General features: G+C 35.8%; 22 protein-coding genes and 1 tRNA gene. 13 read left to right on the top strand and 10 right to left on the bottom strand.

The features are described 5' to 3' along the window. Positions 1-58: 58 nt before the first annotated feature. The 12 genes from ACMAWV_RS03055 to ACMAWV_RS03110 all read left to right on the top strand — a co-directional run bounded on the left by ACMAWV_RS03055 (position 59) and on the right by ACMAWV_RS03110 (position 12,079). The gene (locus tag ACMAWV_RS03055) at positions 59-889 is read left to right on the top strand and encodes a hypothetical protein (RefSeq protein WP_146037904.1); all 831 of its coding nucleotides are present in this window, start codon (positions 59-61) and stop codon (positions 887-889) included. After that, complete coding sequence (locus ACMAWV_RS03060; RefSeq protein WP_103218873.1) at positions 890-2,941, top strand: hypothetical protein; 2,052 nt, start codon at positions 890-892, stop codon at positions 2,939-2,941. Between the two features lie 83 nt (positions 2,942-3,024). After that, a tRNA-Leu gene (locus tag ACMAWV_RS03065) sits at positions 3,025-3,108 on the top strand. A 313-nt stretch (positions 3,109-3,421) separates the two neighbouring features. Continuing rightward, positions 3,422-4,471 (top strand): hypothetical protein, encoded by a 1,050-nt coding sequence (locus tag ACMAWV_RS03070; RefSeq protein ID WP_412469964.1) that lies wholly within the window; start codon positions 3,422-3,424, stop codon positions 4,469-4,471. Between the two features lie 48 nt (positions 4,472-4,519). Next, positions 4,520-5,239, top strand: coding sequence for a LysM peptidoglycan-binding domain-containing protein (locus tag ACMAWV_RS03075; RefSeq protein WP_103218875.1), 720 nt, complete (start codon positions 4,520-4,522; stop codon positions 5,237-5,239). After that, complete coding sequence (locus ACMAWV_RS03080) at positions 5,181-6,020, top strand: hypothetical protein (RefSeq protein ID WP_412469963.1); 840 nt, start codon at positions 5,181-5,183, stop codon at positions 6,018-6,020. Before ACMAWV_RS03075 ends, ACMAWV_RS03080 begins: the two co-directional genes overlap by 59 nt. A gap of 127 nt (positions 6,021-6,147) precedes the next feature. Further along, positions 6,148-6,537 (top strand): hypothetical protein, encoded by a 390-nt coding sequence (locus tag ACMAWV_RS03085; RefSeq protein ID WP_103218877.1) that lies wholly within the window; start codon positions 6,148-6,150, stop codon positions 6,535-6,537. A 166-nt stretch (positions 6,538-6,703) separates the two neighbouring features. Continuing rightward, a complete protein-coding gene (locus ACMAWV_RS03090; RefSeq protein ID WP_103218878.1) occupies positions 6,704-7,093 on the top strand; it encodes a hypothetical protein in 390 nt (129 codons plus the stop codon). A gap of 74 nt (positions 7,094-7,167) precedes the next feature. Further along, positions 7,168-7,860 (top strand): hypothetical protein, encoded by a 693-nt coding sequence (locus ACMAWV_RS03095; protein WP_103218879.1) that lies wholly within the window; start codon positions 7,168-7,170, stop codon positions 7,858-7,860. A 170-nt stretch (positions 7,861-8,030) separates the two neighbouring features. Further along, on the top strand, positions 8,031-9,842 hold the full coding sequence (locus ACMAWV_RS03100; protein ID WP_392990730.1) for a DEAD/DEAH box helicase: 1,812 nt from the start codon (positions 8,031-8,033) through the stop codon (positions 9,840-9,842). A 4-nt stretch (positions 9,843-9,846) separates the two neighbouring features. Next, positions 9,847-11,004, top strand: coding sequence for an NAD(P)/FAD-dependent oxidoreductase (locus ACMAWV_RS03105; protein ID WP_412469962.1), 1,158 nt, complete (start codon positions 9,847-9,849; stop codon positions 11,002-11,004). A gap of 7 nt (positions 11,005-11,011) precedes the next feature. Next, on the top strand, positions 11,012-12,079 hold the full coding sequence (locus ACMAWV_RS03110; protein ID WP_158246928.1) for a UDP-N-acetylglucosamine--N-acetylmuramyl-(pentapeptide) pyrophosphoryl-undecaprenol N-acetylglucosamine transferase: 1,068 nt from the start codon (positions 11,012-11,014) through the stop codon (positions 12,077-12,079). On the opposite strand, the gene ACMAWV_RS03115 is transcribed toward ACMAWV_RS03110, so the two are convergent. Together ACMAWV_RS03115 and typA are read right to left on the bottom strand one after the other, a co-directional pair. Then, on the bottom strand, positions 12,068-12,769 hold the full coding sequence (locus ACMAWV_RS03115; RefSeq protein WP_103218883.1) for a response regulator transcription factor: 702 nt from the start codon (positions 12,767-12,769) through the stop codon (positions 12,068-12,070). The two genes, ACMAWV_RS03110 and ACMAWV_RS03115, sit on opposite strands and share 12 nt — an antisense overlap. Positions 12,770-12,993: 224 nt before the next feature. Then, a complete protein-coding gene (typA, locus tag ACMAWV_RS03120) occupies positions 12,994-14,835 on the bottom strand; it encodes a translational GTPase TypA (protein WP_103218884.1) in 1,842 nt (613 codons plus the stop codon). A gap of 65 nt (positions 14,836-14,900) precedes the next feature. On the opposite strand from typA, the gene ACMAWV_RS03125 reads away from it, so the two are divergent. Continuing rightward, positions 14,901-16,637, top strand: coding sequence for an ABC-F family ATP-binding cassette domain-containing protein (locus ACMAWV_RS03125; protein WP_412469961.1), 1,737 nt, complete (start codon positions 14,901-14,903; stop codon positions 16,635-16,637). On the opposite strand, the gene ACMAWV_RS03130 is transcribed toward ACMAWV_RS03125, so the two are convergent. The 8 genes from ACMAWV_RS03130 to ACMAWV_RS03165 form a co-directional block, all read right to left on the bottom strand. Beyond that, the gene (locus tag ACMAWV_RS03130) at positions 16,638-18,008 is read right to left on the bottom strand and encodes a hypothetical protein (RefSeq protein WP_103218886.1); all 1,371 of its coding nucleotides are present in this window, start codon (positions 18,006-18,008) and stop codon (positions 16,638-16,640) included. It abuts the gene before it with no gap. 1 nt (position 18,009) lies between these two features. Then, positions 18,010-19,131 (bottom strand): hypothetical protein, encoded by a 1,122-nt coding sequence (locus ACMAWV_RS03135; RefSeq protein WP_412475793.1) that lies wholly within the window; start codon positions 19,129-19,131, stop codon positions 18,010-18,012. Positions 19,132-19,195: 64 nt separating this feature from the next. Beyond that, positions 19,196-19,750 carry a hypothetical protein gene (locus ACMAWV_RS03140; protein ID WP_412469959.1) on the bottom strand — a complete coding sequence of 185 codons (555 nt, stop codon included), beginning with the start codon at positions 19,748-19,750 and terminating at the stop codon, positions 19,196-19,198. A 41-nt stretch (positions 19,751-19,791) separates the two neighbouring features. Then, a complete protein-coding gene (locus ACMAWV_RS03145; protein WP_412469958.1) occupies positions 19,792-21,645 on the bottom strand; it encodes a phospholipase D-like domain-containing protein in 1,854 nt (617 codons plus the stop codon). An 83-nt stretch (positions 21,646-21,728) separates the two neighbouring features. Then, a complete protein-coding gene (locus ACMAWV_RS03150; protein ID WP_392990742.1) occupies positions 21,729-22,523 on the bottom strand; it encodes a 2-oxo acid dehydrogenase subunit E2 in 795 nt (264 codons plus the stop codon). Further along, complete coding sequence (locus ACMAWV_RS03155; protein WP_103218891.1) at positions 22,520-22,765, bottom strand: DUF1653 domain-containing protein; 246 nt, start codon at positions 22,763-22,765, stop codon at positions 22,520-22,522. Before ACMAWV_RS03155 ends, ACMAWV_RS03150 begins: the two co-directional genes overlap by 4 nt. Further along, positions 22,765-23,301, bottom strand: coding sequence for a CopD family protein (locus ACMAWV_RS03160; protein WP_412469956.1), 537 nt, complete (start codon positions 23,299-23,301; stop codon positions 22,765-22,767). Before ACMAWV_RS03160 ends, ACMAWV_RS03155 begins: the two co-directional genes overlap by 1 nt. After that, on the bottom strand, positions 23,301-24,884 hold the full coding sequence (locus ACMAWV_RS03165) for a phosphoenolpyruvate carboxykinase (ATP) (RefSeq protein WP_392990744.1): 1,584 nt from the start codon (positions 24,882-24,884) through the stop codon (positions 23,301-23,303). Before ACMAWV_RS03165 ends, ACMAWV_RS03160 begins: the two co-directional genes overlap by 1 nt. Between the last annotated feature and the right edge of the window lie 136 nt (positions 24,885-25,020).

Raw genomic sequence — 25,020 nt, forward strand, 5'->3', positions numbered from 1 at the left:
GATAAATATTGTTAAGAGGGCCTATTGTTAGGCCCTAATTTTATTAGCTTACGGGATTATGAGAGAGATAAACTTAAGTTTCCAGCAAATTCAAAACAATCCTCTACTCAAAGGAGAGTTGTATTGGTCACGACCAAGTGGCAGGCGCCTTCTTATAGGCCGTGCTGGAGAGTTTGCTAATCTCGAGTTAGTTGAAAAACTTTCGCAACAAAATGATCAATTCTTTCAAAAAATAATCATTGATGAAGAGCGCGTTTCAAAAGTCGTCGATCACTTTATGGATCTTCAAAAGGCCCAATTAGAGGAAGTGAAGCTTCGTTATCGAAATCTTATTCTGGTGGACTTTTATCGTATTTTAAAAGGTGAGAAAAAGTCTTCGACACTAGACTTCGTTTTTATTTGTCATGAAACTTTCTACGAGTTTAATCATGACAATATTAACCTTGAAGAGGAGTTTATTAAAACTAGTGCTATTACATTTAAAAAGGCACAAGTCATTTCTTCATCTGTTGTATATTTGGCCCTGATTTCGGGGTATCTTGATTTCAACTTTTTAAAAGAAGTTTTCAATACCATTCTAATGACTTATTTCTCTTATGTTTGCCGTAATGGAACAAATGTTGTGGATAAGTTAGCAAGCTTAGAGGAGTCATACGGTAATGTTGAGTATCTTAAGAGCCTAAGTCGAGACTTTTTTGAACTCGATTATAACTTAGATGATGATATTAGTGAGCTATGGCATAAAGTTCATGATCAGGTGTTCGCCTTAGAGCTAGAATTTGACTCCAATGATATTGAAGTCATTTTTAAATCAATCTTAGATAATGTAAAAGACTATCGCTACTTCAATGAAATTTTCTCTCAAGAAGATATTGGGAGGAGCGCGTAGGTGAGTAATAGAATTGAGGTTTATACATTTATCGATCAAGAGCTTTTTGAGAAGCTGAGTGAGCTAATGTGTGAAGACTTAAATTTTACTCAAGTTGAAAGTATTGAAGAGCTTTCAGATAAGAGAAATATAATAGTTAATGATACTAGCTATAAGAATTCGAACCCAATGGGAAGAGTTGTCTATATCAGTGAAGAGATAAAATCTGGTGTGGTAAGTCTTACTCCTGACGCCGTCTATACTGAGAATTCATTTATTCTAAATGAAATTGAAAACTACTTCGGCGTTCTACAAACCCCTAAAAATCGCACATTCCCACAGTTTACTAAAGTTAAGCAATATAAAATTCTCTCTCGTTTTAGTGTCGGTTATTATTGTGACCTTGCAAACCTCAAGGCCCATGAGAATTCATTTGATATTGAAAAACTTTCTGTTGGCTTACAGGGAATTTTAAATGCTATTGTTCTCAAGAGACAATGCGCTCCTGTTGAATTAGAGATGCTTTTTAGCGATGAAGAGCTTCTTATAAATATGAAGATTTCATCTATCTTTGTTGATGATGAATTGATTAATGAAATTTATCGATTCATTTCTAGTGACTTCTCTTATCTTTGTTTGAGAATTAATCGAAAAAAAGGGAAGATGGATCTAAGGTTCTCGCTTCAAAAAAAGAAATCGTATATTGCTCGTTTCGACTATGAAGTAAACTCTTCAAGAGCTAATTCTAGTGAAGAGCTCGTAAAAGATTCAAGTGAGAGAATTGTCGATCATAGCAATTATCACGATCCAATTATAAAAAAGGCATCATTAAAAGAGTTAAAGAGAATAGTTGATTTTCTCTCAAAGAGAGAAGTCTCTCAAGATGACTTTCTAGATAACCTAGAGGCATATCCAGATAAAGAAATGCTTAAGGTCTTAGTTGATGATGAAATTGAATTTATTAAAAAGTCTGTATTAAATAAGGAAAAAGCTGAGAGCCTAAAGGAAGCCATTAGACTGACTGTGACTAACAGCTTTAATGAACAAAGTAGAGAAGAGTTCAATGAGAACTTTTTTAATAAGGTTGATAGACAAACTTTAAAAGATCTTGTTAAGGCAGAGAATTGGCCAATTGATAACGATGCTTTAAAAGAAGAAGTTAAAAATAAGATCTTAAATGAAAGAGAGCTTGAAACTTATAATGATTACTTAAATTCAGTACAAGGATATGTTGAAGAAACATATAACGTTCCTAAAGAAGACTTTGAAACTGTAAAAGACGGTGTTGAAGGTAATATTGCTGAAGAAGTATTAGAGAAGACTGGAAAGTCTGTAGAGCAATTTATTAGAGAGTCTGAATACTATGCAATGAAAGAGAAAGTTGCTCGTATGAGCCACTTATTCGATAAGATGCAAGCCGAGTTAGAAAAGGCAAAGCAAACTCCTGCTCTAGAAGTTCAAGACGTGCTAGTTGAAGAAGATGGTCAATCTCCTCTTGGAGCAATGGGTGAGCAAAGAGCAATTCAGGATCTTGAAGAGAAAGTTAAACAGCTTTCAAAAGAGTTAGAAATAAAAGGTGACTCGATAGAGGTCATGAGCCAGAAAGTTGATGCAGCTAACCTATCGGCCGCAGAAGATAAGCAAGAGCTTAGTCTGGCACAACAAAAGCTTAAAGAAGAAATCTTAAAAGTAGAAGACTTAGAAAAAGAGTTAGCCAAGTTTAAAGGCGACACTTCTAATACTTCTGGTACAGGTGAAGATCTTGAGACAAAACTTAAAGATGCAAATATTGAGATCAAGATGTACAAGCAAAGACTTAAGTTTGCTCAGTCTCAGATTCAAACATTAGAGAAAGCTAAGAAAGCTGCTGCAGCTGGTGGTGCAAATAATAAGAAAATAGCCCATCTTGAAAAGCTAATGGATAAACAAAATAAGCTTAAATCTAAGATGGAAACAGAAATTTCTTCTCTTAAAAAAGATAATCATAAAATAAATCAGGAAAACAAAATCCTTTCAAATAAAATTAAAGACTTAGAGAGAAAGCTTAATAATAAAAATAAATCAGCAGCGTAATTTTTTTCTTGCCATATTGAGTGAAGTCCCTTATAAATATTCTCACGCCTTACCAATGAAATTTTTGAAAAATTTTTAATTGTGCCCAGATGGTGAAATTGGTAGACACGCTAGACTTAGGATCTAGTGCCTTTGGCGTGGAGGTTCAAGTCCTCTTCTGGGCACCATCTTTTTGGTAGATCGCTTTCGCGGTCTTTTTTTTTGCCTTTTTTGCAGGCGGCAATTAGCAATAGGCTAATTGAAGCCGTGCAACCCTGATGAGCGACCACGATGGGAGCTAAAGAGGGTCCCATGCAAACTTGTTAACTCACTTTAAATCCCCCAACTTCGTAAGATGGATTGGTCGTATTACTCTTTTCTACGATCCTAGGTTCCACTCTGCACGAAAACATGCCTTTGGGCATCTTTTCCCGCAGGCGGTTGCTTCAAATCAATCATTTGCTATAATTAAATATATTTTGTCGTAGCGATTGGATTAAAGTGAAAATTATTAAAGTCATATTACTATCATTCTTTTACATCAACTTTGTCAGTGCAGAGCCAATAGATTTTCAAGAAATACTTAAAAATAAGAAAGTCGATTTTATCAAGTTTCCTTATCGAATAAACTTTAGTGGTGAGAGACTCTCTGAGATTTATAAAAGGTTTATTCTTGATGATGCTGTTGTAAGTGCAAAGCACCCAATGGTTCAGCGCACGATGAAAGCTAATGAAGTGGATTTTTCGAAGCTTAAAAAAGATAGTGTTCTGCAATTATATATTTCAGTTGAGTTATTGGATTATAATAAATTCTCTGTTTATCAACGCCAGTTAAATAAAGCAGGGAGGATTGATCAAAACAGCATGAAAAGGATTAAAGAGCAATTAGGCGAGAGAACGTTTCGCTCTTCTGTGTTCTATATGGCCTCATATGGTAAGTTTGCTCAAGATAATCCTGCTTACGCTGATGTGAGCTTTCTACAGAACTCACCTGTATCTTTAGGGCTTAGTACATCTTATTATCCAAAGGATAGACCTTTTAATATTTCAGGTAGTATTTATTATTCATATCTAACAACGGCCGAAATAGATGATTATACTAATGATAAGATAAATGTAGATCCTGAGATTGGAGGAAATCTTTATTTTTCATATCGTTTAAATTCACCTGCTATTTCATTATATGCTGGTCTTGATTACGAAGAATTTAATACATTCAATCTTGAAAACCTGAAAAAGAATGACCTTGTAAGCTTTGATACTAATCAAGTCCTATATGCTACGTTAGGAGCTTCTCGCTCTGTAAATTTATTTGGTCAAAAGCTCTTTGCAAAATTGAGTTATTCCCAGTCTATAGCATCTGAGAGGAGCTCTAGTTTAGTAAATGCTGAAAATACTCAAAGCTTTACAGGTAGTAAGATTCTTTTTTACCTGTTTAAAAACGTCGGGAATAACTTTTTCGCCCATAGTTTGATTAAGTATCATTGGATGAGTGGGCCCTCTAATATTACAACTTTAAGGGTTGGTCTCGGTTTTGGTTATATTTTATAAAATTTAAACTTTTTTTTACTGATACCGACAATATGTATTGAGGTGTATGTGAAAAAAATCAATCTTATTTCAATTTTATTTATTAATCTTATTTTTCAATCTTGTTCAATTGATGTTTACAAATTTGTTTCTGAAGAGGATTCGTCTATTGAGGATGATACTCTTGTCCTTACTCAGGATGATCTAGTTTTTAATCTAGGTACTGTTAGTGAAAAAACTAAACTTCTTCGCTCTGATACAATCTATGAAGATATTCCTAAAAGTAATCTTATTGAAAAAGAAATTTCAATGAAGGGATCAAGAACTCCTGCTTCGTCTGATCTGAGTTATGACCTATATGAAGTTCAAGAGTTTGATACCGCCATGAAAGTTGCATTTTATCTTTATAAAGATATTCGTAAATGGAAAGAAATTAGGGATTTAAATGGATCAGTAGATATGTATGTTGGGCAAACAATTAAGGTTCCTCGAATTCCTGAAAATTTAAATTATGTAAGACCAGAAGGTGAGCCATACCTTATAAAAAAGGATGATACCCTTGGGAAAATTTCTCAAGGAGTTTACGAAGGTAATAGTCGATTCTGGATTAATATTTGGGATAATAATAAAGAGATCATTGATGATTACGATTTAATTTTTCCAGGCTTCACTTTATATTACAAAGATTATGCAACGGTTAAGAAAGAATATCGTGCAGTAAGAGCGAAGTATGATTTTTCAAATCCAAAAAGAAGAGAGATCAGTTCTGAAAAAATTATTAAGCAATAGAAGTTCTATCATAATGATCGTTGGAGCTTTCATTGCTCTTACGATCTTTATATTTCAAAATAAAGAAATAGAATCAAAACAATCTGTTATCGTTACAACAGTTCAAAGTATATCACCTCCACCCTCTGAGCCAGTTGTAGCAAAGAAAGTAAAAGTTGAAGAAGTTGAGCCAGTAATAATTCCGAAGATATTGGAAGTTCAAAAAATTGAAATTACTACTGGAGAGCGAAAGCAACAAAAAGATTTAATTAGTGAAACTTTCACTTGGAGCACAACGAAGAAAGCAAGTGCCTCCGTGAAATATGTAATCGAAATTCTTAATAGAGAGAACCAAAGGGTGTTAAAAGAAGAGACTGTGAACTCACAATTTGTCTTTAAACAAAACACTGTCGGAATCTATAAAATTAAGGTTTCTCAAATCGAAAATGGGCAATTGATATCATTTGGTGAAAGAAGTTTTTCTCTTACTGCGCCAGAAAATAGTAATCCAAAAAGCATGAGTAGTTATGTGATGAAATTTGTTTCAAAAAGAAATTGTTACAATGTGGATCTTCCTAGTTACTCAACTGCAAAGAAGTACTTTATAGAAATCTATCGTGATATTGATAAGAAGAAAATGGTACGTGAGATTTGGGCCGATCGATCGGAGTTTTGTTGGCATAGTTCGCGTGATGGCCGTTATTATTTTCGCTACAAATATCTTGATTACTGGGGCGGTAGCTCTAGGTATTCAGAAATGTCTGAAATTATTTTCCCAATTTCACCTATGACAGACTTCTAAGACACTTAACTGCGGTTAAGTTTTTCTTAATCTTTCTCAATTTGTATGAAGTAGGTTTGTCGAGGCTCCTCGTTATTGATAGGTTTGCCCATATCGAAATATTTGAATTCTATGAGAGGGGGAATTTATGCCTAAAATGTTAAAAGGAAGTCTTTGTCTATTTGCACTTCTAGCGAGTCTTAGTATTTTTGCCAATGATCAAACTGACGCTGATTCATCAACAGAGCCAATGCCAGTTCCGTTAAGTACTGCTTGTATGGTTCAGGGAAATTTTGGTGAAAATCTACCAATTAGAATAAAAATGAGTAGAGTATTTCAAGAGTGGACTGAAAAGCGCATTATTGAGAATACGACAAAAGAAGAGTGTTACGATATAGCAGATGATATTGCACATCTTGCTATTGGGATCGAGGACGTGAAAACTGGTGAGATTATAAAAACAGTCTCAGCTAGGCTTTGGTTTAAGAACTTTGAAACAAATGAATTCATAGAGGACGAAGTCTTTCGCGATCTATAATATAAAATCGATGACTTAGGGCTCCTTCTCTTGGGAATGGGCCTTAAGGTCTAAATATTTTATGTGTATATTTCATACACCGCTTGTAATGCTTTCAATCGTAATCAAAATACAGTTTGTTGATGTTAACTTGAATTAATTCAAAATTAAATTTAAGGAAAATATCATGAAAACACTATTGGTTATTCTATCGGCCCTACTTCTATCTGCTAGTACTTTTGCAGGTAATGTTGATAGTGAGCTAGAGGAAAGGCTAAATACAATTAAAAATGAGATCTATCATCAAGAGCAGGAGAGCTCGGCACTAGATATTGTTATTCTTAAAAAGCAAAAGAGCCTTAATAATCTGCTTTTAAAGAGACAAATTTTAGTAGAAGAGACGGCATTACAGCATGTTATAAGTAAACTTGAAGATCGTCTTGATTACAAAGATAGCTCCTCACAAGAGGAGAAAGAAGTCTTAGAAACATTGAATATTCTTTTGGAACTAAGTACTGATGAGAGGCAAGAGGTAATCGATCGTTTTTATGAAGACCATAAAGATAATAGAGAGTAATTAGAATTTTTGATCTTTTATAGAAAGTCCTCTTAGTCTTTGCCCAAATTTTCAAATGATGGTAAATAAAAGGCATGAAGACTCTTATTCTTATATTTTTTGCGGTTTCAGCATATGCCATCAATATTAAAAAATTTGATATTGATCATCGTGTAAAATCGAAAGAATTCGATGTCGCTATGATTTCGGGAAAGAAAGATGGAATTCGTTTCTATCAAGGAACCATTAGTGATGTTCTAGCTCTACCTGTAAATACTGTCTTAGACACAGTCTTGGCCTTTGATAAACGTTGTAATAATGAACTTAGTGATAAACGCACTCTCTCTAATAAATTTAAAAAATGTCCATTTTCTAGTGACTCGTTAATTGAGTCTGTCATTGTAAATGATCTCAAAATAAAAAAACTCGATAAGAATGAAATCAAGCGCTTTGTCGTTAAGCGTAGATCCTATAATCGTGGCCTTTATACATATAATGATTTGATACGTGTTTATCGCTATATGGATGGCTTTAAAATTACGATGGAGATGATGGATGACAAGCTTTCAAAGAGTTATATCTCGTCTCCCCTTAGTAATAACAGTGTGATGCAAACATCTGGTGGGGTTTATTACATAATGCCGGCCGCTGGAGGCAGGACACGTTATACGTACACATTTACGTGTAGCACTGACCATTGGTTACTTAATAAATCCATCACGGTTTCAACATTTTTTAGTAACATGGCCAAAAATTTGAGAGATGAGTTCAATACAATTAAAAATTGAACAATTGTATTATTTCCATGGCCCTTGAAACACAGCGTCTAGCGTGTTAGAGTCCCGGAAATTAAGAAAATACGCCTATTTATAAATGACGGTCACTAGTCATTATTTCAGCTCAAGATCGAGCAAACATCCGTGGCCTGCATTCTAGGCTTGCGTTTAAGGAGTCAAAATTGAATTTTAACGAAATTCCACTTAAGGAATCGCTGCTTCGTGCACTCGAAGATAGAGGGTTCGAATCGGCAACAGATATCCAGTCTCAAGCTATTCCATTATTAATTGAAAAAGACACTGACTTTGTTGGTCAGGCCCAAACTGGGACAGGTAAGACTGCTGCTTTCTCTCTTCCACTTCTTCATCGTATTGATGGAAGTGAAAAGAATATTCAAGCAATTATTCTTTCTCCTACAAGAGAGCTTGCTAACCAAATCAACGATGAAATTAAAAAGTTTTCAACATTTGAAACTGTAAAGACGATGTCGGTTTACGGTGGTACTGCAATTGATAACCAAATCAGAAACCTAAAGAAAATTAAGCCGCAAATTGTTGTTGGTACGCCAGGACGTGTTCTTGATCTAATTAATCGTGGTGTTCTAAAGCTTGAAAAAGTTAAGTATGCAGTACTTGATGAAGCTGATGAGATGCTAGACATGGGATTCCTTGATGATGTTAAGGAAATTCTTGCTCAAGCTGAAAATAAGAAAACGTGGATGTTCTCAGCAACAATGCCACCTGCAATTCTTGATTTAATTAAGAATTATCTTGATGAACCAGAAATTGTTAGAGTTCAAAAGAAAACTCTTTCGAATGATAATATTACGCAAAAGTTCTACCTTGTACGTGATCAAAATATGAGAGAAGCAGTTTGTCGTCTTCTTGATGCTGTTGAGGATTACTACGGGATCATCTTTACAAAGACAAAGCTTGAAGCAAGCTCTCTTTGTGATGAACTAAACCTTAGAGGTTACCTTGCGGATTCTCTTCACGGAGATATGGATCAGAAACATCGTGATGTAACGATGAGAAAGTTTAAAGATAAGAAAGTAAAGCTTCTTGTATGTACAGACGTTGCAGCTCGTGGGATTGATGTTGATCACCTAACTCACGTATTCAACTATGGACTTCCGCAAGATCTAGAGTCTTATGTACACCGTATTGGTCGTACAGGACGCGCGGGTCAAAAAGGTCTAGCTCTTTCTGTCGTTTCACCAAGTGAAATTAGAAAGATTTCTGCACTAGAAAGACTAACAAAAGCTAAAATTGAAAGAGAAAGAATTCCTTCAGTTGATACTCTTAAAGGAGCTATGGTTCGCCGTAAGCTAAACCACTTTGAGGAGATTTTTGAAGAACTTGAGGGAGATGATTCTTTAGACGATAGTTTTAGCATCTTTGCTGAGAACTTTGATCATCTTGAAAAAGAGCAAGTTCTTAGAGCAATGTATATGTCACTATTTGCTGACAATCTGAAGCGTTTTGAAATGAATCCAATCATCGATATGGAGCCTAAGCAAAGAGGTGAAAGAGGTGAGCGTGGTGCACGTGGTGAAGTTAGAGCAGATAACCGTGGTAATATTCGTTGTTTCGTAAACTACGGACGTGATGACGGTGCTCAAATTGCTTCTTTCTTAGATGCAATTGCAGGTGAGCTTAAAATTGATCAAAGAAAGATCCGTAACGTTCAGCTTAAAGATAAGTTCTCTTTCATTGATATTCCAATTGAAAGTGGAAAGCTTCTAATCAACGGTGAAGAACAAGTATTCATCGGTAACAAGAAACTAAGATTTGAAGCAACTAAAGAACGTTCTCGTGATGGTGGACGCAGTGGTGATCGCGGTGGTCGTTTTAGCCGTGGCGGTGACCGTGGCGGACGCGGTGGAGATCGTGGTGGACGCTCTGAAAGAGGTGGCCGTGGTGGTTTTGGAAACCGTCGTAGCAGCACTGGGCGCTCAAACGGAAATAGAGGAAACTCTCGTAGCCAAATCTAATTAAATGAAAAAATATGATGTCATAATCATTGGTGCTGGTGCCGCAGGTTTATTCTGCGGCATTCATGCTGCCAAAAGAGGAAGAAGTGTTTTAATTCTTGAAGGTGCAAAAGGCCCTGGAAAGAAGATTCTTGTCTCTGGAGGCGGGCGCTGTAACTTTACGAATCTTGACGTCACTCCAAATTTCTATGTTTCTAATAATCCTCATTTCTGTAAGTCAGCATTAAGCCAATATACAAATTGGGATTTTATCTCTTTTATATCTGAATACAATTTAACTTATACAGAAAAGATGTTAGGTCAGCTATTTTGTGATCAAAAGTCGCGTGGAATTTTAGAAGCACTACTGAAGTCTATACCTAAAAATTGTGAGCTAAGAGTTAATAGTCGTGTTGTTGATGTTGAGCATGAAGAAGAATATAAAGTCACTTTATCTGATGGCACTGATTTTTTAAGTGAAACTCTTGTTCTTGCAACAGGAGGTCTTTCATTTCCTGGGCTTGGAGCAACTGATATCGGCTATCGTGTGGCGAAAAAATTTGGTCATAAATTAATCGAGACGACACCTGCACTAGTGCCTTTTACTTTAGACAAAGTGAATGCAAATTTAGCAGGTATTGCTATAGAATCAGAGGTGAAGGTAGGAAGTAAGAAGTTTCTTGAAAATATCTTATGGACTCATAAGGGCCTAAGTGGTCCATCGATTTTAAAAGCATCACTTTATTGGAATATTAAGGACGAGGTTAAGATTAATTTCTTACCTAAGAGTGATCTTTACGAAATTCTTAAAGAACATAAGAAGAAAAATCTAGTTAATGCTTTAAAGGGACATTTACCAAGTCGTTTTGTTGAGCTTTGGTTGGCCCAGCATGATCTTCCCTTAAATAGAAATTGTGCAGAACTTTCTGGAGCACAAAAAGAAAAGCTAATAGAAGTAATGCATCACTGGACTTTTGTCCCTAATGGAACCGAAGGCTATCGTAAGGCCGAGGTTACAAGAGGTGGTGTGGATACAAATCAGGTAAGCTCCAAAACAATGGAGAGTCGATTGCAAAAGAATCTTTACTTTGTTGGTGAAGTTCTTGATGTTACAGGACTTCTTGGAGGATATAACTTCCAATGGGCCTGGTCCTCTGGCTATGTAGCCGCAAAATATGTATAATTTCTCTATGAGAAATAAGAAGAAAGAAAAAGCTGTTGTATTTACTGGTGGTGGAAGTGGTGGACATGTTGTTCCTGCTCTAACTTTAATTGATAAGTTAAAAGAAGATTCTGTTAGGATTTACTATATTGGTTCATATACTGGAATTGAGTCAAAGTTAACGAAAGGTAAGGTTGATCGCTATATTGGTGTTTCAACAGGGAAGCTTAGAAGATATCTCGATTGGCAAAATATTACAGATATTTTTCGTCTAATGATCGGACTAATTCAATGCTTTTATTATCTTGCTCATATTCGTTTACGTGCAAATACTATTGTATCGATGGGGGGATTTGTGAGTGTCCCAACTGTTGTTGCAGGTAAACTTCTTGGTTATAAAATTATTGTTCATGAGCAAACGTCACGAGTAGGGCTTGCTAATAAAATTGCATCATTATTTGCTCATCGTGTGTTCGTTAGTTTTAAAGATTCTTTAAAATATTTTCCTCAAAAGATCGTTCGATATTCTGGATACCCTGTAAGAGATGAGTTTAAAACAACTCAACTAAAGACTCGTACTTTCAAAGGTATTGAGCTTAAGGATTCAGATGCGCCAATATTTTTCATTACTGGTGGTGGAAATGGTTCGAAATTATTGAATGATAAAATTAAAGAAAACTTAGGGCCGTTAACGAAACAATTTGTCGTTATACATCAAGTTGGAAGTCAGTATATTGAGGAGTATAAATCTCTTGAAAGTAGTCGCTATTTTCCAGTCGCTTTCTTAGGTGATGAAATGCCTGATCTAATGAAGGCAGCAAAGTACATTATTTCACGCTCTGGCGCAGGAACAGTTGCTGAGTTGATTGCAATTGGTAAACCTAGTCTTTATATTCCATTAAAAATTGCACAAAAGAACGAGCAATATCACAATGCGATGGAAGCAAACCGCCTCTTAGGTTCTATCGTAATTACTGAAGATGAGTTTGGTCGTTGTGACTTATTAGAAGAAATAAAAAATATCCCATCACATGCTATCCCTCAGGATAGGGAGCATGCGAGTGAGATTATATTAAAAGAAATATTACAGTCTTAGAAGTACACCACGAGACTTAATTGTCTTGATGTAGTTTGAGAAAGGCTTAATCTTTCTTCTTAGGTTTGATAGGTGAGTATCAATATTTTGTGAGTTAACATCACTATCGGCCCAAACAACTTGAGAGATATGATCTCTTGAGAATATTTTGTTAGGGTTTGAAGCTAATAGAGTGATGATTTTATACTCAGTTGTCGTAAGTTTAATTTCTTTCCCTTCTAGAACAACATTTTGCTGATCGAGATTGATTGAGAAATTATGATCTTCAAAGTTGATTTCATTCTTCTTTTTACGACGATGCTTATTCTTCTTTGCTTCTACTTTATTTTTAATACGGGCCACTAGTTCATTAATAGTTACTGGCTTAACAATAAAGTCTTGTGCTCCAATTTCAAGTCCCTTAACACAGGCTTCTTCTGATGGGTCACCAGTTAAGAAAATTACAGGAGTACGCGGAGCAAGTTCTCTGGCCTTACTAAATAGTTCGAAACCATTTACTTCCGGCATGTGAAGATCCAGCACCATAATGTCTGTCTTGTTTGTGTTCAAGAAACTTAGAAGCTCGAGAGGATTTTGAATAAGTTCTAAATCAAACTCATCTTCTAGAAGATCTTGGTAGTTTTCTAAGTTATCGCTGTCATCGTCAACGATTGTTACGTGTGGCTTCTGGGCCTTTAAAATTTTTGACATGATTCAACTTCTCGTTCTTTAGTTTTGAACTATAACGTATTGATTTTAAAGGTTGGTTCATATGCTCGTCAATAAGATAAATATATGCTCGACGCGTCGTCTTGGAATTATTTAGATAATTTCTTTAATTATAGGTACTTAAGAGTTCGTAATTGTGGAAAAAAAAAGCCCCTAGTTCTTGTCTAGGGGCCTATATTGGATATTTTAAGCTTTTTAATTGGCAATTAGTCCTTGCTCTTCTTTTCTTTTCTAACAACTGAACGTTTATTAGCAGCAAGCTCTTTCTTTCTAATACGGATATTTTGAGGTGTTACTTCTACCCATTCATCGTTATCAATCCAGTCAAGTGCCCACTCTAGAGTTCTTGGTCTTACTGGTGGAAGAATGATGTTTTCATCTTTACCTGCAGTACGAACTGAAGTTAGTTGTTTCCCACGACAAATGTTAACGTTGGCATCGTTTTCTTTTTTACTTTCACCGATAACCATCCCTTCGTAAACCATATCACCTGGCTCTACAAAGAACTCACCGTTGTTAAGTAGGTTGAAGACAGCGTATCCAGTAACTTTACCAGCTCTATCTGAAATGATGGCACCATTTTGACGAGCAAGCATTTCACCTGCAAATGGACGGTAACCTAGGAATTCTGTTGAAAGGATCCCTTCTCCACGAGTATCTGTCATGAAAGCACCACGGTAACCGATTAGACCACGTGATGGAATTTCGAATTCAATTCTTGTACGACCTTCACCGATTGGCATCATTGAAGACATGATTCCTTTTCTGATTGAAAGTTTTTCAGTTACAACACCAGTAAAATCATCTGGTACATCAAGAACTGCTAATTCATATGGCTCGTGCTTTTGCCCATCGATATCTTGGAAAAGTACTTCTGGTCTTGAAACCATTAGCTCAAAACCTTTACGTCTTAGTTCTTCGAAAACGATAGCGATTTGAAGCTCTCCACGACCTTTTAGTTTGTATACTTTTGCATCGTCAGTTCCTTCATATTGAAGAGCAACGTTTAGACGACAAGCATCTTGTAAGAATTCTTCAAGCTTTCTTGAAGTTAGGTATTCACCTTCTTGACCACTCATTGGTGAAGTTGAAACAGAAACGTTAACCGCAACAGTTGGTGGCTCTACTTCAATTCTTTCTAGTGGGTTTTGAGCAGTAGTTGGAGTGATTGTATCTCCAATATGAACTTCTTCAATACCTGCACAAATAACGATCTCACCAGCGTGAGCTTCGTTAACTTCAACTGTTTGAAGTCCTGAGTAAGTTTGAATATTTGAAACTTTGAAGTTCTTAGATTTTCCATCACCGATACAAGTAAATTGTTGGTTCTTAACAATTGTACCTTGGTGAATACGTCCAACAAATTGTTGTCCTAGAAATTTTGAGTATGTAAGATTTGAAACGAGTAATTGTAGAGGAGAATCGATGTCTTGTTTTGGTTCTGGGAAGTAGTCTGAAACCATGAAATCCAGTACCGGAATCATATCCTCCCTTACTACACCTGGCTCCATTGCTGCCCAACCATTCTTTGCAGAAGCGTAGATAAAAGGGATATCAATATCAAAGTCTTCAACTTCAAGTTCAGTTGCGATTTCTAGAAGTAGGTCTTCACATTCACCTTTTACTTCTTCAATTCTTTGGTCTGGACGGTCAACCTTATTGATAATAACGGCAACTTTTAGTCCTCTTGAAAGAGCTTTTCTAAGTACAAAACGAGTTTGTGGAAGTGGCCCTTCTGAAGCGTCGACTAGAAGTAGTACACCATCTACCATCATTAGTGATCTTTCTACTTCTCCACCAAAGTCCGCGTGGCCTGGAGTATCAAGTAGGTTAATTTTTGTGTCTTTGTAAAAGAAAGAACAGTTTTTAGCTGTAATTGTAATCCCGCGTTCTTTTTCGATTTCGCCAGAGTCCATTACTCTCTCTTCAACTTCAGCGCGTTCGTCAAAAGTGTTTGATTGCTTAAGGATTTCATCAACCATGGTTGTTTTACCGTGGTCAACGTGCGCAACTACTGCGATGTTTTTTAATTTCTCAAATTGACTCATTGTGTGCCCTTTCTTGTCTGTCTAATCTGCTTTCTATTAATGAATTTATTTGCTACACAATATATATGATTCAGCTTGTAAATGTAACTAAATCTTTTGGTGGCCGAACGCTTTTTGAAGAAGTGACGTTCTCACTCAATATGGGTGAAAGAATAGGCCTAGTGGGACGAAACGGTACTGGTAAATCGACTTTATTTAAGGTCATTATGGGGATCGAGTCCTATGATAGTGGCGAAGTAAAGATTCCAAAGTCTTATAAAATCGGTACCTTAGATCAACATATTCACTTCTCGCATGAGACTGTCTTGGCCGAGTGTATGTCAGCACTAGGGCCTGAGTTTGAATATGAAACTTACCGAGCAGAAAAACTCTTAACTGGACTAGGCTTTTCTGATGAAGATTTTGTGAAAAGTCCCCAGAGTTTTTCAGGTGGTTATCAGATACGAATTAATCTCGTCAAAACTCTTCTTACTGAGCCGAACTGCCTCTTATTAGATGAGCCAACAAATTACCTTGATATCGTCTCACTTCAGTGGCTTCGTTCATTTCTAAGAACCTTCCAAGGTGAAGTAATTATCATTACTCACGATCGTTCATTTATGGATTCGGTAACGACTCATACGATGGGTGTTCATCGTGGAAAGCTTAGAAAAATAAAAGGGCCAACAAAGAAGTACTACGAACAGCTTGAGCAAGATGAGATTATTTATGAACAAACTCGTGTGAATCAAGAGAAGAAAATAAAGCATATGATGGATTACGTGGATAAGTACCGTGTAAGTGCCAGAGGTGCATCTCAAGCTCAGTCGCGTTTAAAGGCAATTGAAAAGATGCAAGATATGAAGCAACTAGAAAAGATAGCTGATCTTGATTTTTCTTTTAACCATATTTCATGTCCAGGTAAGCAAATCATGAAAGTTCACGATTTGAGCTTTGGTTATGATGAAGAGAATTTATTTTCTGGTGTGAGTTTTGAAGTAGACCGTGAAGATCGAATTGGGATTATTGGAAAAAATGGTAAAGGTAAGTCGACTCTTCTCAATGTTCTCTCTCATGAGCTTAAACAGAGAACAGGAGAGATTTGGGAACACCCAAGTCTTGCCCTAGGACACTTTGGTCAAACAAATGTGAAACGTCTTCATGCAGAGAATACAATTGCTCAAGAAATCCAAGAAGTTAATACGGAACTACCTATTACGAGAGTAAAGGCAATTGCCGGAACTATGCTTTTTACTGGTGAAGATTCAGACAAGAGAATTTCTGTTTTATCTGGTGGAGAAAAAGCTAGGGTTATGCTTGGAAAAATTCTGGCAAAGAAAACGAACTTACTTTTTCTAGATGAACCAACAAACCACTTAGATATGGAGAGTATTGAGTCTCTAGGTGAAGCGATCAATGACTATGAGGGTGCATGCTTGATTGTAACTCACAATGAGGATCTTCTGCGCTCTTGTGTTAACAAACTTGTAATCTTTAGAAAAGATGGTGCCGAGTTCTTTGAGGGTACTTATGACGAATTTCTTGAAAAAATTGGTTGGGAAGAAGATGTAAAGCCAATAAAAGAAAAGCCTGCTCCGATAAAAGTAGAACCAGTAAAAAAAGAAGAGCCTAAGGTATCAGGAAATAAATATAAAGAAGAAGAGATCATGGCCCAGATTGAAACATTAGAAAAGTATCAGTCTGTTTTAGAAGAGAAAATTCAGAATGCTTCAGCGGCGGGTGACACCGATGCAATAACTAGCGCAGGCCATGAGCTTGAACTAGTTAATGCAAAAATCGATGAGTTACTAGAGTTACTATAATTATTGTTCTTGTGCTGATGATGAGTTAGACGAATCAGGAGCACTTGTACGAATGGCCTTGTCGGCTTTCGCATTGGCACATTGAGTGGCATCATTTTCATCACAAGGACAGTATGCAAGAAGTTTAGATTTAATATCGAACTTCTTTTGCTTTTCAGAGTGGGCTTCGCAGATTAACTTCTTAAGACACACTCCCTTATTTGAGCAATTAGCATTCTTTCCTTCAAATAATTTTTCATTCGAATCAAAGTTACAATTGTAATAGATTAAATCATCAGGAAGAAGCTCCTCTTCTTGTTCGACTTCTACCTGTACAGGAACAAATTTTTCTTCATCGCCACCATCTGCTTCTCGAGGAATTGCTTTCTCTCTTCCGTCGTCATCACGTGGAATTACTGGAATAGCTTCTGGTGTAGGCTCTGGTTCTTTTTCCTCTACTTTAGGACTTTCTGGTTGCTCAGGCTTTTCAAAAATTGTTGCAAGCCTTTCTTTTAGAGCATTACAGCTAAATGCCTTTTTAGGTGTACTCTTTGCTTCACAAAAACAATTTACATTATCAATGATTTTTTCAAATGTTTCTTTATTGTTATTATAGCGCTCTTTCAAAGACTCTTTGAAATTAGGAACTTTTGCAGAAGCTTCTAGACATTGAGAAGTCGCATAAGCATATGAAGGTGAGACTTTAATACAAATTCCGGCTTCGCTATTTCTTTTTGAGTTTTTTGTAGCTACAAATGGTAGTGGGTCGAGACTAGAGTCATAGCCACCAAAAATTTTCGGATTACAGCGAAATAGGTTTTTTCCACCACAACTATAACTATTAGTATAAACTTCTGAATCAACACTTTGAACTTTATCTAAACCAGAAACTTTCCAAGGAGCCTGACAATAGCTACCTTTTCTCGTTGATGCCCAACCACCAAAGTAGCACATATTGTTACATTCTTGCCCTTCAGCGCAAGCTGTTGGGATTAGCATATCGATGACAAAGTTAAATGAATATTTTCCACCATTTGTACTTTCAACCTTGTAGAGTCCATTTCGTGAAACCTCAGCAAGTGTCTTCAAATAAGCTTCGATAATATCCGATGTGTATTCACTTTGCGGTAACATTTTTAAAGCTTGTTGATAAATATAGTTATCTGATACAGCAATGTCGGTCGTTGAAATAGGGTAGGTTACCTGAATCCCTACTTTAGGATTGTTTAAAAATGGTTTCACCTTTATATATTTTTTCGACTTAGTTTGGATTAAATAGTGTTCTTTCGTAATATTAATTAACTTACCTGTATTGTATACTGTTGGTACTGTAAAAGCATACGTGTTAAAAAATGAAGTAATAGTGAATAGAACAGAAATTAAATATTTCATCTTATACCTCCGTTCCTAATTCAATAACACTACACTTATTCTCAATTGTAGAATTTGAAATGGATTTCACATGACAAGAGTTATCTCCAATTGATTCTTCATCATTAAATTCACATGTGATCTGATAAGTTTGATTTTTACATTTATAAGTTTGAGCACAAACTCTAGATTTTGAATTGTCATTGATACACTGTTTTGGATCTTCTTGTGAGAATGATATAAGTTCGAATTTTGCAAAGTCAATTTGCTCGTCTTCATTTGTACATATCTCATCTCGACATTTACCATAAAGCTTGGCCGTTGGAGTAAATCCGTCTTCTGGTTTATACCTATAACTTTGATCGATAGGATAACAGTTGCTACGTCCAACTTTTTCAAGCTCATCTTCGGAAAGCTTTAGCCTTTTGGGACGGCAGTTACTTTCTTTTGCTAAAATGTTTTTTGTTCTTTCGTAACAAAAATAAAATTTTCTTTCGATCTCAGGTGTTTGAGTATCAACCTCAACAGGCTCTGGTTTTGTCGCAGATGACGTCTTAACTTCAATAGCTCCGCGATCTTTTGGATTTAAAAGAGCAACTTTTACAATATTGCGAGCACTTTCATTCGTAATACAACGAATCGTCATCTCTCCACCTGAAACAATTCTAAGTGTAGCTTGAGAGCTATCGTAGCAATAATTACTTTCTTTATTTACTTCGATCTCTTTGACTTCTCGATAGATTTTTCTAACTTCTTCGCGATCACGATAGATATCTAATCTTGCACGTACATTACTTAAGCTATCTCTAGTGCTTACAGAACTATCACCTTTAGCTATTTTATCCATTAAAGCTTTTTCCTCTTGTAAGAGAGGATCGGCCTTTTCCATAATTACTTCAGTTAAGCGAGCTTTTAAATGATCAGTAAAAGCCTTCTTATATGCATCAGACTCAAGAATATTGATCTTAGAGCCATGAACACTTGCTTCGTAGAATTCATGACCTTCAATAATTTGATCTACAATTTTGTCATCATTTGCAAACAAAGGATTTGAAAAGAGTAGCGGTGCTATGAGACTACATAGTTTTAAAATTTTTTTCTTTGAATAAATCATTACGATAATTCCCTTTCTCTCATTACTCAATTCTTATCGGTAATGAGGGGCAATTACTTGAGCAAAAGCGTTCTAATCTAAGTATCTAAAATTCTTATTGATTATGTGATTTCACATTGTTGTTTTTACGATTAGACTGGTTGTTTTCAACTTCACCTTTTTGATTACTTTGAGATTGGTTGATAACACGATCACGTGATTTTAAAGTAACTTTCGTCGCACTAAACCAAGGATCTTCAATCTTAATTTGGTCTTCATTACCATCTAGAATAGTGATAACGGGTACAATATCATATGAGTCTTTTTCTTCTTGTTTTACTGAAAGTCTAATAGTTTGTGGCCCTTTACCTTTTCTTGCACTTGAATCCTCTAGCTCGATTATGTATTTACTTTCTTTTCTAAGTGTTTTGTATTTCTTACGTGGACAACCTCCTAACTTATATGAAGTAATGACATCTGCGGCACAGCCGTCACTAATATAGTAAAGTAGGTCATATTCAACAATAATTCGATCAGGAGAATCTGCATCTATTGTAATTTCTTTCTTAGGAAAAAAGCTTTTGTTAAGCTTTATCTTCATTTCAGAAGCGCGAATTGCAAATGCAAATAAAATGACTAATGAAGATTTTAAGACAATTTTAAGTCTCATATTACCACCTAAGAAAAGTTTCCTAAGTAGCTCATCGGAATTTAATCTAAATTATTAAATTTAAGTGGAACTGAGTTTGCCATATCTCTTACAAATACTTCGTCCAAAGCATTATTTAAGTCTTTATCTAAGCAAAGCAGAGTATTTTCATAAGAGTGATCTGTAGCGTTGTGTTGGAAGTTATAGCTTCCAATACTTGATAATATTCTATCAAAATAAAATACTTTAGAATGCAGAAAACTCAGATGTAACCAGACTCGAGTTGAGTCAAATCTAGCATAATCTTTTAAAAGATTAGAGAAATGGGCCTCTCCAAAATAGTCATTCCACTTTTTTATACTTTTGAGTTTTTTTCTGATTTTTTTCTGTAGTGATTTATCACTAAGTGTTTCATTAAGTAGTAATTCTTTTATTTCTTCATTCTTTATGTCAATAATCTCATTACCAGTCATATCAGTACCTGTCGTAATGAAGTCTAGAGATATGCCGCTCTTTTGAAGCTCTTCTACTTTTTGATGTAATTTTTTAAACATCTTAAATGTATCAAACTTCTCTATTAAAGGAGCATCTTTAAATACTGAGTTATAGTATGTATCTGAACGAATCGGATCCATAACTCCTAGGTATGTATTTGTATAATTAAGTGCAAGGAGGTAGGCATCACCAATATTTGTTCGATATTCATAAGGTGACTGTTGTATAAAACGACAGACTCCCTTCATTCTTGTGTCTTTATTATTTAATATTTTGTCATATTGTCCTTGCCCTCTCAGCTCATTCTTTTCTTCCCATTCTAGTCTTGTGAGGTAAAAGTTGAGTTCCTTTTCTAGGTTTGCGATATTCTTACCAGTGTGTCTGATGATAGCGCCGTTTCTTCCTCTAATATTTCGAGTATTTTTTTTCTTAAAATATTGCCAGTCTTTTAGGAAGCCAATTGCAATATCGGTGACAAGGGGACCTTGAACCATGATATCAATATCTTTGTTTTTGAAGTCAGTATCTTGGGAAAGATTGTCAGCATTCAGTTGATTTTGACCGCCAACGATAGCAATTTTTCCATCCACGACTAATTTCTTGTGATGATAGACTGTACGTCCTTCATGTTTCCAAAAATCATTTGCTCGTATAAATTGAATACCCTTATCTTTAAGCTTATTTGGACATTCATTATGTCCTAGTGCTTTAGACATCATTTTATCGTCCATAATATAGACCTTGACGCCTCTTTGGTGAGCTTTAATTAACTCATTAACTAGTATCTTTACAGAAGAGTCACAAACAAAACTCAAAGACGACATTAAGATCTCAGACTTTGCGCTCTTAATAAGCTCTAGTTTCTTTTTATATGAATAATGATTTTCAAGAAGTTCTACATTATTGCCAAAGCTAAGTTGAGATTTTGAAACCTTATCCATTTCTATTTGAAATGCTGATGTAAAAAAGGAATGTTCAATCGTATTAAAATTAATTCTTTTAAAATCTTCTGAGAATAAAGATAGGTTAGCTATTTTCTTTCTAATTGGTGGATGATTTAAAAAACCCCATTCTTTTAATGGGTATACATCTACGAGATGATGTCTATTCTCATTTGAAAAATTAAATTGTGAGTAGTAATTGATCTTTGCTTCATTAAAAGTTGTGCCCCCATACTTTTCTATATAGGCATCATAATCAGTTTGGTAATCTTCTTGTAAGAGATGCCAAGTCAGCTCATACCACTTTGTATTCTCAAGCCTTCCATACTCATCTGTTTTATAGCTGTATGTTGCTCTGTCAGCACTTGCCTGATTGATAACATAGTCTTGATCTACAAAAGGAATTTGCAGCGCTAGGACATTAGTGGCCAAAGTTAATATGAGTGCAGATCTTATGGATCTTACTAATATATGAGACATGCTCATATTTTATGTTGGATTAATGAAAAAATATTGATTTTTGAAATAACTACCGTTCTGTTTAAAAAGAAAACAGACGTAATTTAGAGTAGTTGCGGGTGCTCAACGTATTTCTTTATTCCGGCAATGATCTTGCTCGCATAGACTCCATCAATGATTCTGTGATCGAGTGTAGCTCCAACAGTTAATGTTTCTCTGGCAATAATCTCACCTTTTTCTACGATGGCCTCTTCTTTGACTTTAAATAAGCTCAAAACAATTGGCACGTGAGAGATTGTGGGAATTGGAGCAAATGCAAATTCAGCACCAAAGTTACCAACACTTGTAATCATACAAGATCCAAATGGATCACGTTTTACACTGAAGAGTTTCGTGTAAAGATTGAGTCGATACATAGCAAAGTCTAGTAGTGTAAGGGCAGGTCTCGCAAGAAAGTTAGGAATAAGCTCCACAACCTTTTTAACTTTTTTAAAAGATTTATCTTTGTCGTTTCGAATATTATTCGCACTTTTCATCAGTTCTTTCTTGATATCAAAAACACTTTTCTTGTCAGCATTCCTAATGACTGTTCCTGAAAGGTCCTTTCCACTATGATCTACTGAGACTTGTAAAAAGATATCGACACTCTCTCTTTGATAAAGATGAGGGCCACGAATCATTCGATTAATTTGCGGATTTTCGTGGAATACTTGTGCAATTATTTTTGTGAAAAGATGGGTAGGAGTTACTCCTTTATCTTTTGTGTATTTTTTGAAATTAGTCGCATCAAACTTTAAAAGGCCAAATGTCGAAGGATCAACAGGCGTTTTCCATGTATTCATAGAAACTTTGCGCCAAGAAGAAAGGCGTTTGACCTTAGTGAGTTTAATATGTCTCATAAGCGAGAATTTGCCTTCTGATCACCAATGTATTTGAAACGAGGAGTTTCAACTCCATCAATAACAATAGATTCAATAAACATCTCTAGAGGACGAACCCAGAGTTTTCCAAGATCATTCTCATATAGACATTCGTAGTAGACTAACTCTTCTAATGTTTCCGAATGGCGAACAATATCATGAACGATATAATTCATACCTTTGTAGTGTTGGTATAACCCACCTTTGACGATCTTACTCATTAGTCCTTCCTTACTTTTCTATAAAATTTTATTGCCGCCATAAGAACAACTCCTAAAGCAATAATTCCGCCAACTCCGTAGAGAATTCCTTCTAAACTTTTTATTACAGCAAGAAAGACAATCGCAAAAAGGAAGAGTGTCGCAACTTCATTCCATATACGTAAGAATTTTGCGGTATGAGGAAAATTGTCATTTTGAAGTGCTTTAAAAATCTTATGACATTTAAATTGGTATATTAGCAGTAAAACGACTAGTGTTAATTTTAAATGTAGCCAGTAGTGTCCTTTCATTGGCCAGTAAGTAGTATAAACCAATGAAGCGCCAAAGATCACCGTAGCAATACAAGCAGGCCAGGTAATTCCATACCATAGCCTGCGAGACATAATTTTAAACTGAGCACTTAAAATATCTCGTTCACTGTCGCTCTTATCTTGGGCCTCAGTATGATAGATAAAGAGGCGGACAATATAAAAAAGTCCTGCGAACCAACAAACGATACTAATTAAATGTAGTGCTTTTAAATACTCGTAACTCATTATTTTCCAAATGTTGGAGCACCAGCGATATTTTCTTCATAGAAATTACCGAATGTACTCATTTGCTTATGGAAACTAACGGCAAGCTCTTGCGCCTTAGTTGTATAAGCATCATGATCTTCCCACGATTTTTGAGGATTTAAAATTGTACTTGGAATTTCTCCCACAACTTTTGGAATATTTAGACCAAAGATAGGGTCTTGTTCAGTTTCAACGTTATGTAGATTATTAGCTTGGATGTTACGAATAATCTGTCTTGTAATATTTAGAGGGAAACGTTGTCCAGTACCATATGCACCACCAGTCCAACCAGTGTTCACCATCCAAACATTAAAGCCTAGCTTGTCAATATACTCACCAAGAAGTTTTGCGTATTCACTTGGATGACGAAGCATGAAAGGAGCTCCAAAACAAGATGAGAAAGTGGCCGTTGGCTCTTTTACTCCAATTTCTGTTCCAGCAAGCTTCGCTGTGTAACCTAGAACAAAGTAGAACATCGCTTGTTCTTTTGTCAGTTTTGCAACTGGAGGTAAAACACCAAAGGCGTCAGCAGATAAGAAGAATACGTGTTTAGGAATATCACCACGTGAAGTCTTTTCAAGTTCATCGATGAACTCTAAAGGATATGAAGCACGTCCATTCTCAGAAAGTGACTTATCATAGAAATCAACAAGTCCAGTATTCTCGTCTAGAACAACGTTTTCAAGAAGTGATCCGAAGCGATTTGAAGCCGCGTAAATTTCTGGTTCACCTTCTTGAGAAAGCTTATAAGTTTTAGCATAGCATCCACCCTCAAAATTGAAAGTACCCGCTTCACTAATTCCGTGCTCATCATCACCAATTAGATAAGTACCAACATCTGTTGAAAGAGTTGTTTTTCCTGTTCCCGAAAGACCAAAGAAGATTGAAACTTCACCGTTATCAAGGCGAGATGCCCCTGAGTGAGTTGGCATAATATTCGACTCAGGTAGAAGATAGTTCATCGCTGCAAACATACTCTTCTTAATTTCACCCGCATAAAGTGTTCCTGCAATAATTGTAATTTTAGATTTGATACAAGTTACAATTGCAGTCTCTGATCTTAAATCAAATTCAGCTGGATCCAGTTGAAGTTCTGGAGCGTGAAGAATCGTAAAATCATTTTCATTAAAGTCTCTCATCTTTTCACGAAATAGGTGAGTTGAGAAAAGTGCATGATTAGGATTAGTTGTTACAAGTCTTGCACCAAGGTTGTGAACTTCGTCAGCACCAACGCTTCTTTCAGTAATGAAAAGATCACGATCTTCATTTAGGTAATTAGTTATATGTGACTTTAACTTTGCAAAAGTCTCCGGTGTCATGGCCTTAAAATTATTGTCCCACCAGATTGTATTTTCTGTTGTTTCATCGCGAACGATATAACGGTCATTGGCGCTGCGCCCCGTATGCTTTCCTGTCTCAACTACTAGAGCACCGTCTTTAGTTAGCTTTCCAATGCCACGAGCTACTGTTTCTTGAATTAAAAAGCTTCTTGCAGAGTTTACAAATATCTTATTATTTGGTCGCTCCATGTTAATTCCCATGTCTGTATAAAATTGCGTCATACATCATCTCCGGTTCGTTTTTTACAGTCCATAATAGTTCTTGTTATTAGTTCTTTTATGCCACTAAATATATGCTTTTTAACCTGTATTGATAACCATTTTTATCCTAATTCAGCTCATATTTTTTAACGCTAAG

It is taken from the genome of Halobacteriovorax sp. RT-1-1, from assembly GCF_047085455.1.
In the GTDB taxonomy this organism is placed as follows: Bacteria; Bdellovibrionota; Bacteriovoracia; order Bacteriovoracales; family Bacteriovoracaceae; genus Halobacteriovorax_A.